Origin of the sequence: Marilutibacter maris, assembly GCF_006546735.2 — a bacterium.
Taxonomy (GTDB): domain Bacteria; phylum Pseudomonadota; class Gammaproteobacteria; order Xanthomonadales; family Xanthomonadaceae; genus Marilutibacter; species Marilutibacter maris.
The window spans coordinates 1-11,727 of sequence record NZ_VICD02000237.1; the positions used below are offsets into that span (position 1 = coordinate 1).

Sequence of the window (11,727 nt, forward strand, 5' to 3'; positions counted from 1 at the left end):
CTCCCGGCGCTGCCGTGGCCGCGACCGAAGCGGCGGACGCGGGCCGGGGCTTGTTCTTGCGTCTGTTCCAGAACGCCATCGAGGTTACCTCGCTGTCGCGGGTTCAGGGATGGAGGCGGCAGCAAGCGCGCCCGCGACCGCGGTCATGGCTTTTCTCCGATCGCCATGATCAGCGTCGCGGCCTTGGACACCACCGCGTTCGAAATCTGGTTGAGCGCCTGTTGGCTGTGCACCGCGTTCTGCAGCGACAGTCCGGTCGAGTGGCTCGATACCTGGTAGAGCGCTGCGATCGCCTGCGCCGGCGCTTCCGCTACGACCTTGACGTTGGTCTGGGTGACGGCATCGGTGATCTGCGAGTTGACGGGCACGGGGTCGGCCATGGCGCAATCCTTGGTTCGGGGCGGGATTTGAAGGGTGTTTGATATGGGAAGAACGCATCGGGCAAGAAGCGGTCGACGCGCAATCGATCAACCGATACGCGCCGACCCTGCTTCAACTGGAACGCCGGCCGGCGTTCGCTGTGAACGCGAAGTCGCACCCGCTCATATCTCGACCGCGGTGCTGGACTTGGGCTTGCCCTGCGAGCTCATGTACTTGCCCTTTTCGACATCGTCGACGGGTACGTCGTAGGTCTCGGCATAGGTCTTCACCGCATCGGTGGTGAACTTGCCCGACTCGGTATGACTGACATGCGGCTGGCTCTGCTTGCGGTAGTACTGGATGGTGGGATGAAGGCCTTCACTCATCGTCTGGGTCATGTAGAGCGCCATATCGATCTCCCTGGCATGGAAACGGAGGTGGGGCCGTCGCTGGGACCCCTGCACAGGAACGCGGCAGCGGCGACGATGTGAAGCCCTCCCGCTCAGGAGGCGTCCTGCCGCCGTCCCCGCAATCGTGCGCGCAACAACTGCACCCGCTTGCGCGCCAACGCCTCGCTGACCTGCAACTGCTCGGCGATCACCGGATACGAGAGCTCCTCGACGAACCTCATTCCGAACAACTGCCGTTGCTCGCGGGTCAATCGCTTCACCGCCGACACCACGCTGTCCAGCTGTTCGTGAAGCTCCAGCCGCTGCGTCTGCGACAGCGCCAGCGACCCGGACGCATGGGTGTGCTCGTCCTGCACATCGGCGCCCTCGTCGATGACCGCGCGCTCCCGCGACTGCCGGCGGACGCTGTCGAGAAATACGTGGCGCAGCACGACGAACAGGAATCCGTCGGGATCGGTCATGGCTTCGGGGGATCGGCGCATGAACATCAACGCCTTGATCGCGGTGGCGGACATCAGGTCGTCCGCGCGGTCCGCGTGGCCTTCGGCCAGGCGCCTGGCGCGTCTTAGCAGCTCAGGTCTGGTCCGGTTCCATGCCTCGATGAACATGCGGTCTTCGGCACGCATGCCATCGTTTCGGGATACGCGATCCTGCATCGGCAACACTCCATGTCACGTCGCTGATCGCGAGTCTGCGCAGGCCGGTGCCGGGAACTCTGTCACCTGGGTGACACACCGCGGGAAGCGCCGTCCGCCGCTGGCGCCCGACGAGCGGCGCTTGCATGTGGAGAATCAGCGGCGTATCGTTCGCGGCCTTGTCGACGCGCATCCGTTCGACAGCTTTCTTCTCAAACACTCCTGCAAGGCTTCGTTTCCATGAATTCCGCCAAGCACATCGATAACGGCTTCGCGCTGCGGCCCAACGGCCTCGGCAGCGGCAGTTGCGTGCAAGGCGACTTCGTTCGATCGATCGAAGCACGGCGCGAACTGCCGCCCTTGCAGGACTGATCTCCCAACGGGAGGTCGGTCACCCCGACCTCCCGAGGAACGCGAACGCCCTCGGGTCTCCAACCCGGGGGTGTTTTGTTTTTGGCGTTCGCAAGGGAGCTTTCACCCCTCAAACGATCATCGCGATTGCATCGCGTCTTCCCGAAGCATCCGTATCGCCGTCAATGCAGGCCGATGCGAGGCGGGGAATGCCGTGAAGCGCTTTGCGCTGGGCCTGGATGCTTCGGCCCGGGCAGCGATGCGGTGCGATTGCACAACGGATTGGCGCTTGTTTCGGGCGCCAATGCGGAACGTCATTCAGACGGATTCCTGCGGTACGGGTTCCAAGGCCCGTCCGGTGCGCGCGGCGTTGCCGTGGCGTATGCCCGAATCCGCGAGGAGGCGTTCCGGAATGGAAACGCTGGCTCAAGGGGAGAGCGCGGCCTATGCCGAGGTTACGGGTTCGAGTCCCGTGCGTTTCGCCACTGGATAGCTCAGATGGGTAGAGCGTCGGATTCAGATTCCGATTGTCGCGGGTTCAAATCCCGCTCCGGTATACGACCTTTCACGTCGTTGCTACAGGGACGCAAGTCCCATCCAGGAAACACCCCCTGCCAGGCGTGCGAACACGATGCCCCGCGCATCGCGGGAGCACGCCAGGCAGCGGTGAAGTCGCCGGGCCCGGGCCCTTAAGGCGGTCCGGCGACGAGGCGGAACCATGCGACAGCAGCACCGTCGCGTGGCGACGCATCGTCGCCCGCCGTCGAAAGCGCTCCGGCTCCGCGGCTCCAGCGTCGGGGGTGTTTCCACTTATTCGTCCTGCGCACCCGTGCGCAGAACCCCGCGCATCCGTGTGCGGATCTTTCAATGAAGCCTTTGCGCATCCGTGCGCGGCGGCAACCGGTCCCCCGCCCTCAAGCGGACCGGAACACCAGAGCCAACAAGGAGAATTCCGATGTTCTGGACCAAGAGGGTCGTGATCGGTGATGGCGAGCGCGGCCTGGTGTATCGCAACCGTCAGTTCGATCAGGTGCTGGTCGCCGGCGTATATCGCTTTTCCGACCCGTTCGGCCGAATCGAGGTGAAAACCTTCAACATCGCCGCACCCGAATACTGCGGCCACGACGTCGACATCCTGATCGCCCGCCTCGGCGCGCGCCTGGACGAGGTGTTCGTGCATGTCGACCTCGGTGCCGACGAGATCGGTCTGGTGATGAGGAACGGCAAGCTCGAGGACGTGCTCGCTCCGGGTTCGCGTCGCCTGTACTGGCGCGGCCTGGTCGACGTGGCGGTCGAGCGGGTGTCGCTGGCCGACGGCCTCGAACTGCGCGACGACGTACGGATGCGTCTGCGTCAGCTCGGCATGCTGTCGAACACGGCGGCATCGAAGGCGCTCATGGTCGAGGTTCCGGCCGAGTTCGCCGGCCTGTTGTTCGTCGACGGCAGGTTGTCGCGCGTGCTCGAGGCGGGCAGCTACGCATTCTGGAACTTCCGCAAGAACGTTGTCGCCCAGGTCATCGACCTGCGCGTGCAGTCGATGGAGGTCTCCGGCCAGGAGCTGTTGACCCGCGACAAGGTCAGCCTGCGCGTCAACCTCGCCGCCAGCACCCGCATCACCGACCCGGTCGCGGCCGTGACCCGCGTCGCCAAGCACGGCGACTACGTCTACCGCGAGCTGCAGTACGGCTTGCGCAAGGCGGTCGCGGCCAAGACGCTCGACGAGCTGCTCGGCGACAAGGCGTCGCTGGACGCGGACATCTTCGCCTACGTGCGAGGCCGTGTCGGCGAGCTCGGAACCGAGGTGCTCGGGGTCGGCGTCAAGGACGTGATCCTGCCGGGCGAGATGAAGGACATCCTCAACAGCGTCGTGCAGGCGGAGAAGTCGGCCCAGGCCAACGTGATCCGCCGTCGCGAGGAGGCGAACGCCACGCGCTCGCTGCTGAACACCGCGAAGCTGATCGAGGACAACCCGGTGCTCATGCGCCTCAAGGAACTGGAGGCGCTGGAGAAGGTGACCGAGAAGGTCGGTTCGATGACCGTGTTCGGTGGCCTGGAGGGTGTGATGAAGCAGCTGGTGAGCCTGAAGGCGCCGGCGCAGTAGCAAGCTCCGCGTCGCGAACGGATTCGCGATGCGGAGTCATTCATGAAGGGAATTCAAGATGAACACTTTGAACGACAACGCACAAGCCGGCTTCGAGCTGCTCCACGCCGAGGGCGCCACCACCCCGATCAAGGGCTGGGTGCACGGCGTGCCGCTGGAGGATCAGGCCCACCGCCAGTTGCAGAACATCGCCGAGCTTCCGTTCGTCGGCCCCTGGGTCGCGGTGATGCCGGACGTGCACCTGGGCAAGGGCGCGACGGTCGGCTCGGTCGTGCCCACCCGTGGCGCGATCATCCCGGCCGCGGTCGGCGTCGACATCGGCTGCGGCATGGCCGCGGTGCGGACCACGCTGACCGCCAACGACCTGCCCGACGATCTGGCGCTGCTGCGCAACTCGATCGAGCGCAGCGTGCCGGTCGGCAACGGCCCCGGCGGCAACCACCGGCGCGTGCCCGACAGCGTCGGCACCCTGCTGACGCGATCCGGGCTGGTCGAGCGGCTGGCGCACATCCGCGAGAAGCACCCGAAGATCCGGCCCGACCGCATCGACGTGCAGGCCGGCACCCTCGGCGGCGGCAACCACTTCATCGAGATCTGCCTCGACGAGGCCGACTCGGTGTGGGTGATGCTGCACTCCGGATCGCGCGGCACCGGCAACCTGGTCGGCACCTACTTCATCGAGCAGGCCCGGCGCCAGCTGGAGAAGCGGGTGCTCGGCTACCACCTGCCCGACAAGGACCTGGCTTTCTTCCTGGAGGGCGAGGCGCTGTTTGACGACTACGTCGAGGCGGTGTCGTGGGCGCAGGACTACGCCCGGATCAACCGCGAGGCGATGATGGCGCGGGTGCTGCACGAGATGCGTCACCGCCTGCCCAAGTTCAAGCTCGATCGGATGGCGGTGAACTGCCACCACAACTACGTGCAGCGCGAGCAGCACGGAGGCGAGTCGCTGCTGGTGACCCGCAAGGGCGCGGTCAGCGCGCGCGAGGGCGAGTTGGGCATCATCCCCGGCAGCATGGGGACGCGCAGCTACATCGTGCGCGGCAAGGGCAACGCGGACAGCTTCCACAGCTGCAGCCACGGCGCCGGCCGGGTCATGAGCCGTACCGCCGCACGTCGCAGCATCACCCTCAAGCAGCACCGCGAGGCCACCGCCCACGTCGAGTGCCGCAAGGACCAGGGGGTGATCGACGAGTCGCCGGCGGCCTACAAGTCGATCGACGCGGTGATGGCCGCGCAGACCGACCTGGTCGAGGTCGTGCATACGCTTCGCCAGGTGGTCTGCATCAAGGGCTGATTCCAGGAGTCGGCCCCAGGTGCCGATCCGCATCGACGACACCGCCAGGCCGCTCCTCCGGGAGCGGCCTTTTTTTGCGTCCGGCCTCCACGCCGCACTGGCAAGGGACGTCTTCACCGGCACATGGCGCGCGCCGCGCTAGCCTCTGCGCTTCGCACCCGCCATCGGCAAGGAGTCCACGATGGGCAAGACCGCCGAACGCATCCACACCGACCGCGCCGAGATCGCACGTCTGGAGTCGCTGATCGCGCGCCTGCCCAACGATGCCCATGTCGAGCTGACCCTCGACGACGGCGACGTGGTTCGCGGCACCGTCGCCGCACGGCCGACCGTGCAGGTGTTCGAGGACGGCCACGGCAACGAAGGCCTGAACGCCCTGGTGCGGCTGGAGGAAGTGGCCTTCGATGCGGCGCGCACGCCGCGCGACATCTGGGTCGACCGGATCGTCAGGATCGTGCAGCTCCCCGAGCTCTGAGCGCCCGGGGCGCGCTCAGGCGGTGTGCGCCAGCTTCGCCAACTGCCGCAGCGCCTGCTCGAACACCTCGACCGGCTGACCGCCCTGGACCAGGTGCTGGTCGTCGAAGATCACCGACGGCACCGCCTGGATGCCGCGCCCGGCGTACAGCCGCTGCTGCCGGCGCACCGCCTCGGCATGCGCATCCGAGGCCAGCACCGCGCGCGCGGCGTCGGCATCCAGACCGATCCCGGCGGCGACCTCGACCAGCACGTCGTGCGAGGACATGTCGCGTCCCTCGCCGTGATAGGCGTGCAGCAGCGCGTGCTTCAACGCGCGTTGGCGGTCCGCGGACTGCGCGCCGGCCCAGTCCAGCAGGCGGTGCGCGTCGAAGGTGTTGTAGACGCGGGTACGCTCGCCGAACGTGAATCCGACCGCCTCGCCACGCTCGCGCAGCAGCTCGCGGTTGCGCGCCAGTTGCTCCGGCGACAGTCCGTACTTGGCGGCCAGGTGCTCGGCGGCATCCTCGCCTTCCGGCGCCATCTGCGGGTTCAGTTCGAACGGCTGGAAATGCAGCTCGACCGCGACCTCGTCGCCGACCCGTTCGATCGCCCGCTCCAGCGCGTTCAGGCCGATCGCGCACCACGGGCAGGTGACGTCGGAAACGAAATCGATGCGGATCGCAGCAGCCGTTGACATATGAAGACTCCGTGAAGGGTTCGACCGGCACCGCGTGGCACCGTACCGGCTATGTGAGGGCGCCGCCCTCCTCCCGCAATGGCAGTCGCCGCCGACCCATGCCCGCCCTGGCCGGGTCGGACTCCTGGGGATGCGTGCGCGATGGGACTGATCCGCAAACCGTGGTTCTTCATTCCCGCCCTGCTGGCGCTGGCCCTGGGCCTGTATGCGGCCGCCGGGTTCTGGCTGGCGCCCAAGCTGGTGCGCTCGCAGGCCACCGCCTTCGTCCACGACGAGCTCGGCAAGTCGCTGCGCCTGGGCGAGATCCGCACCCATCCGTTCAAGCTCACCCTCGAGGTTTCCGATATCGCGATCGCCAATGCCGATGGCGGCAAGCCACTGCTCGCCGCCGACCGGCTGTTCGTCGATCTGGAGGCATCGTCGCTGTGGCAGCGCAGCTGGAACTTCCGCGAGGTCAGCCTGGTGGGGCCGTACGCCGATGCCCGGATCGGACCCGACGGCACGCTCAACCTGGCCGAGCTGATCCCCGAATCCGAGCCGACCGACGAGCCGTTGCCGATGCTCTGGCTGCAGGCGCTCTCGGTCGCCGGCGGCCGCATCGACTTCGCCGACCACAGCAGGACGCTGGAGCCGAGCAAGACCCTGGCACCGATCGACTTCACGCTCAGCCACTTCCGTACCACTCCCGAGGGCGGCGGCTTTCGCCTCAGCACCGCCAGTGCCGAGAGCGAGCGCCTGGACTGGAATGGCCAGCTGTCGCTGGAGCCGCTCAAGTCCGATGGCCACTTCGAGGTCGGCGGCCTCCTGGCCACCAGCGTGTACGCATTCTTCAGCGACGAACTGCCGCTGCAGCTGAGCGCCGGCCGCTTCGACCTGACCGGCGACTACCGCTTCGAGGCGGTGCCCGGGCAGGGTCTGCGACTGGAGGTCAGCCTGCCACGGATCGACGCCGGCGAACTGGCGTTGCGGGCCAAGGGCGTCGACAGCGACTGGGTGACCTTGACCTCGGCAAGCGTCGCCGACACCCGCCTGGCGTGGCCGGCACGCCAGGTCGACGTCGCTTCGGCGCAGGTGCAGGGACTGAAGGCGAGCCTGTGGCGCGAAGCCGACGGTCATCTGAATCTCGAACGCCTGCTCGCTCCGTCCGCCGCAGCGGCAGCCCCGACGACCCTGCCCGCAACCACGGCGGCCACCACCACGGGCACCGGCGCCCAGGGCGCGACGGCCGAACCGTCCACCACGACCGTGTCGTCGGCGGCGCCCGCCGCCGACGATACCTGGCGTTTCGAGCTTGGCGAACTGCGACTGGAACAGGGCGAGGTCGATTTCGAGGACCGCACGATCGCGCCCGCCGCCCGCTTCCGGCTCGCGCCGCTGGCACTGACCGCGCAGCCGATCAGCCTCGACATGAGCCGCCCGGTCGGCATCCAGCTGCAGGCCACGGTCAACCAGGCCGCTCCGCTGCGGGTCAGCGGCGAGGTGGTGCCGGACACCGTCACCGCGACCCTGCAGGTCGAGATCGACACGCTGCCGATCGCCCAGGTCCGCGGCTACCTGCCGGCCCTGCCCAGCCTGCAGCTGCGCTCGGGCAGCGCCGGAGCCCGCGGCGAACTGTCCCTGCAACCGCAGTCGGAGTCCGGGCCCTGGCTGCGGTTTTCCGGCGGCGCGACCGTCTCCGACTTCGACCTGATCGAGGCGCGCAACAGGCGCCGGTTCCTGTCCTGGCAACGTCTCGATGTCGACGGGCTTGAATTCAGTGCCGGGCCGGACACGTTGAAGGTGCGCACGGTACGGGCGACCCGTCCGTATGCACGGGTGGTGATCGCCGAGGATCGCTCGATCAACCTGGCAACGATGTTCGGCGAGGACGGGGGATCGTCCGCGCCGGCCCCCTCCGGCGGATCGATGCCGATCCGGATCGGCCGGCTGCAACTGGCACAGGGCACGATGAGCTTCGCCGACTTCTCGATCGACCCGAACTTCCAGGCCGAGATCCAGGCCCTGCGCGGATCGGTCACCGGGCTGTCGACCGCCGCCGACAGCCGCGCCCGGATCGACCTGCAGGGCCATGTGGTCAACCGCTTCTCGCCGGTGCGGATCACCGGCGAGACCAACATCGCCGCCTGGGACCGGCACACCGACGTGGAGATGGCGTTCGAGAACATCGAACTGCCGATCTTCAACCCCTATTCGGGACGCTGGGCCGGCTACGCGATTTCCAAGGGCAAGCTCAGCACCGAGCTGCACTACCGGATCGACGACCGCGCCTTGGTCGCCGACCACCATGTCGTCATCAACCAGCTCGAGTGGGGAGGCGCCACCGACAGCGAAGACAAGGTGTCGTTGCCGATCCGCCTGGCCACGGCGCTGCTCAAGGATCGCAACGGCGTGATCGATCTCGAACTGCCGGTCAGCGGCACCCTCGACGATCCCGAGTTCCGGATCGGCCCGGTGGTCTGGCAGATCATCAAGAACCTCATCGTCAAGGTGGTGACCGCGCCGTTCGCCTTCCTCGGCTCGCTGTTCGAAGGCGCCGAGGACGCGCGCTACGTCGACTTCGCCCCCGGCTCGGCGGAACTGCCGACGGACGCCGCCGGCGCCCTGGCGGCGCTGGCCAAGGGACTGAACGACCGCCCGGCGCTGAATCTCGACATTCCCGCCGGCGCCGCCGGCGCGGCCGATGCCCAGGCCCTGCAGGAACAACGCTTCATGGCCGCGCTGGCGCAGGCCAACGGCAACACCGCCGAAGGCAGCGCCTTCGACTATGCCGGCATGGAACCCGGCGACCGGCTCGACCTGCTGGAGGAGCTGTACCGGCAGAGCACCGGCGAAAGGCCGGAGCCCCCGGAAGTCGCCAAGGAGGCGTTGGCGGAGCAGTCGTGGTCCGAGCGCCGCGCCAGCCGGCGCGAGGCCGACATCGCCTGGCTGGAGGGCGAACTGCGGCCCCGCTACGCGGTGGCGGAGAACGAGCTGCTGCAACTGGGGCAGGCGCGCGCGGTGGCGATCCAGGCGGCCCTGCTCGCCGACGGCAATCTCGACCCGACCCGGGTGTTCCTGGCCTCGTCGCTGCAGGCCGCCGAACACGAAGGCCGGATGCGGGTCGAGCTGCAGCTGAAGTAGAAGCGCAAGCGGCGACGACACGTTCACCGCAAGAATTGATCGCGGCTCACGCCGCTCCTACAGGGGGAACGATATCCGGCTGCGCGCGGATATCTCCCAAAGTTTGCTGCGCAAACCTTGGGCCCCGCCGTTGGCTCATGAGGTAGACAAACGCTCTTCGTAGGAGCGGCGTGAGCCGCGATGGGGCGTTCATGGGAAGGCTTCACCGCGCCCAATCGACCGCTCCGGCGCCGGATCGCGGCCACGAAAAAGCCCGGCTTTCGCCGGGCTTCCGTCGTCAGTCCGCACCGCCGGTGGCGGCGCGGAGCATGGCGATATTGGCGTTGGCCTTACAGCGCCTCGACGGCGTCGGCCTGCAGGCCCTTCTGGCCCTGGACGACGGTGAAGCTGACCTTCTGGCCTTCCTGCAGGCTCTTGAAGCCCGAGCCCTGGATCGAACGGAAGTGGACGAACACGTCCTCACCGTTCTCGCGGCTGATGAAGCCGAAGCCCTTGGCGTCGTTGAACCACTTGACGGTACCGGTTTCGCGATTGGACATCTTGATGTTGCTCCTGGAGCGTTTTGAATGAGCCGCGGATGCGGCGTTGAAGCTGGTTGCAAGGAGCAGACGAGGCGAAACGATGGGCGGATCGTGAAGATCAACGACACCGGGTCACGATTCAGAGTGACCCCTGACTAACACAGCACTACGAACATTACCGGTACTTGCCTGCAAACACAATCCTGAACAGACCCGGCGGCCAACGCCGTTCACCCGGCAGGCAGAATCCATCCCCGACAGGCGACAATGCCCCGATGAACGTCCCCGAGCCCCCAACCGCATGAGCGTCTACGTCGACGACGCCGTCACCCAGTGGCGCGGCCGGCGCTGGGCCCACCTGATGGCCGATACCCTCGACGAGCTGCATGCCTTCGCCGCCCGCCTGGGCATCCCCCGTCACGCGTTCCAGAACAAGACCAGCGGCGCCCACTACGACGTGCCCAGCGATCTGCGCGAGCGCGCGCTGGCGCTGGGCGCGGTCGCCATCTCCCGCCATCGCGACCGCGAACAGGTGCGTGCGGTGATCCGCGTCGCCAAGGCCCAGGGCCGCGGCGAGCACCCCTGAACGGCGCGGCGCCGGCCGCCGGCTCCGGCATGGGCACGGCGCCGCAAAAGGCGCATAGTGGGGGTTCTCGCCGCGCCGACCCGCCGCCGCGGCTTGTCCACCCAACCACGGGGGACCCTCGATGGCCCGCGCCAAGAAAGGCAGCACCTCACCCGCCCGTCGCGGCCCCGCCGCGGGAGGCGCCGACCACAACGTCCAGAAGCGCATCGAAAGCGAACGCATCTCCGCCGACATCGCCGACTTCCAGAAGTCCGGCGGCCGTATCGAGAAGCTCGGCGTGACCCGGGTGCTGCAGAAGATCGCGCCCGCCACCGCCGACGAACACTCCGCCGCCGAACCCAGCGGCCGCGGCCGGCGCCGCAAGTAGACCGGGCCTTGCCGCTGCGGGCGGCGACGTTGCCGGGACCTGGCGGCAGCCACTCGGACCACCGCTGAAACGCAGCATCCCCGATGACCGTCTGGTCTGGGCGGCGGCATCGGCGCACACTGCCCGCCCTCCCCACAACGATGCACGACGGCGGCGACCGCCGCCGTCCGCCCGACCGCATGTCTTCCAACGACACCCCAGCGATCGCTCCGTCCGCCGCCAGCCCGGCCGCGGCCCCTTCGGCCGTCCGCGGCCTCTGGCGGGGGCGCGCCTGGGTGCTGGCCGGCATCGGCCTGTCCGCGTTCACCCTGCGCACCGCGGTGACCTCGCTGACCCCGTTGCTGGACCGGATCGGCGAGACCCTGGGCTTCGGCAGCACCATGACCGGCGTGTTCGGGATGGTGCCGACCGCCGCCTTCGCCGCTTTCGGCGTCGCCACCCCGGCGATCGCGCATCGCGTCGGCCTGGAGCGCACCGCCCTGCTGGCGATGCTGATGGCCGCCACCGGCCTGCTCACCCGCGGCCTCGCCCCGGACACCTGGACCCTGCTCGCGGCCTCGGCGCTGGCGCTGTCGGGCATGGGCATCGGCAACGTGGTGCTGCCGCCGCTGGTCAAACGCTACTTCCCCGACCGGGTCGGCACGGTCAGCTCGACCTATATCACCCTGCTGCAACTGGGCACGATCCTGCCGGCACTGGCGGCGGTACCGCTGGCCGATACGGTCGGCTGGCGAGCGTCGCTCGCCGCCTGGTCGGTGGTCGGGATCGCCGCCGCGCTGCCGTGGGTCGGGGTGCTGTGGATGGAGCGTCGCGCCCATGCCGGCGC

The 11,727-nt window shown here is 68.2% G+C and carries 13 protein-coding genes and 2 tRNA genes; 10 read left to right on the forward strand and 5 right to left on the reverse strand.

Going from position 1 to position 11,727, the window contains the following annotated elements:
* Positions 1-143: 143 nt before the first annotated feature.
* The 3 genes from FKV24_RS13760 to FKV24_RS13770 all read right to left on the reverse strand — a co-directional run bounded on the left by FKV24_RS13760 (position 144) and on the right by FKV24_RS13770 (position 1,396).
* Positions 144-380, reverse strand: a complete 237-nt coding sequence (locus FKV24_RS13760; protein WP_111267600.1) for a RebB family R body protein — start codon at positions 378-380, stop codon at positions 144-146.
* A gap of 162 nt (positions 381-542) precedes the next feature.
* Complete coding sequence (locus tag FKV24_RS13765) at positions 543-746, reverse strand: hypothetical protein (protein ID WP_211371874.1); 204 nt, start codon at positions 744-746, stop codon at positions 543-545.
* 116 nt (positions 747-862) lie between these two features.
* The gene (locus tag FKV24_RS13770; protein WP_211371875.1) at positions 863-1,396 is read right to left on the reverse strand and encodes an RNA polymerase sigma factor; all 534 of its coding nucleotides are present in this window, start codon (positions 1,394-1,396) and stop codon (positions 863-865) included.
* A gap of 249 nt (positions 1,397-1,645) precedes the next feature.
* Here FKV24_RS13770 and FKV24_RS20070 point away from each other — a divergent pair, with 249 nt between their 5' ends.
* The 6 genes from FKV24_RS20070 (at position 1,646) to FKV24_RS13795 (ending at position 5,629) form a co-directional block, all read left to right on the forward strand.
* The gene (locus tag FKV24_RS20070; protein WP_262982906.1) at positions 1,646-1,777 is read left to right on the forward strand and encodes a hypothetical protein; all 132 of its coding nucleotides are present in this window, start codon (positions 1,646-1,648) and stop codon (positions 1,775-1,777) included.
* 394 nt (positions 1,778-2,171) lie between these two features.
* A tRNA-OTHER gene (locus FKV24_RS13775) sits at positions 2,172-2,241 on the forward strand.
* Positions 2,240-2,313, forward strand: a tRNA-Leu gene (locus FKV24_RS13780). Before FKV24_RS13775 ends, FKV24_RS13780 begins: the two co-directional genes overlap by 2 nt.
* Before the next feature lie 398 nt (positions 2,314-2,711).
* Positions 2,712-3,857, forward strand: coding sequence for a slipin family protein (locus FKV24_RS13785; RefSeq protein ID WP_141482782.1), 1,146 nt, complete (start codon positions 2,712-2,714; stop codon positions 3,855-3,857).
* Positions 3,858-3,915: 58 nt separating this feature from the next.
* A complete protein-coding gene (locus FKV24_RS13790) occupies positions 3,916-5,154 on the forward strand; it encodes an RtcB family protein (RefSeq protein ID WP_111267604.1) in 1,239 nt (412 codons plus the stop codon).
* Between the two features lie 181 nt (positions 5,155-5,335).
* Complete coding sequence (locus FKV24_RS13795; protein ID WP_111267605.1) at positions 5,336-5,629, forward strand: DUF3247 family protein; 294 nt, start codon at positions 5,336-5,338, stop codon at positions 5,627-5,629.
* Positions 5,630-5,644: 15 nt separating this feature from the next.
* Here FKV24_RS13795 and FKV24_RS13800 read toward each other — a convergent pair whose 3' ends face one another.
* Entirely contained in the window at positions 5,645-6,307 is a 663-nt protein-coding gene (locus FKV24_RS13800; RefSeq protein ID WP_111267606.1) for a DsbA family oxidoreductase, read from the reverse strand.
* A 141-nt stretch (positions 6,308-6,448) separates the two neighbouring features.
* On the opposite strand from FKV24_RS13800, the gene FKV24_RS13805 reads away from it, so the two are divergent.
* Positions 6,449-9,427, forward strand: coding sequence for a DUF748 domain-containing protein (locus tag FKV24_RS13805; protein ID WP_170288316.1), 2,979 nt, complete (start codon positions 6,449-6,451; stop codon positions 9,425-9,427).
* 329 nt (positions 9,428-9,756) lie between these two features.
* On the opposite strand, the gene FKV24_RS13810 is transcribed toward FKV24_RS13805, so the two are convergent.
* Positions 9,757-9,966 carry a cold-shock protein gene (locus FKV24_RS13810; RefSeq protein ID WP_111267608.1) on the reverse strand — a complete coding sequence of 70 codons (210 nt, stop codon included), beginning with the start codon at positions 9,964-9,966 and terminating at the stop codon, positions 9,757-9,759.
* 283 nt (positions 9,967-10,249) lie between these two features.
* On the opposite strand from FKV24_RS13810, the gene FKV24_RS13815 reads away from it, so the two are divergent.
* From FKV24_RS13815 to FKV24_RS13825, 3 genes are all read left to right on the forward strand, one after another.
* A complete protein-coding gene (locus FKV24_RS13815) occupies positions 10,250-10,534 on the forward strand; it encodes a DUF4031 domain-containing protein (protein WP_111267609.1) in 285 nt (94 codons plus the stop codon).
* 121 nt (positions 10,535-10,655) lie between these two features.
* On the forward strand, positions 10,656-10,901 hold the full coding sequence (locus FKV24_RS13820) for a hypothetical protein (protein ID WP_111267610.1): 246 nt from the start codon (positions 10,656-10,658) through the stop codon (positions 10,899-10,901).
* 179 nt (positions 10,902-11,080) lie between these two features.
* The coding region (locus FKV24_RS13825; RefSeq protein WP_141482784.1) for an MFS transporter at positions 11,081-11,727 on the forward strand (647 nt) is incomplete at its 3' end.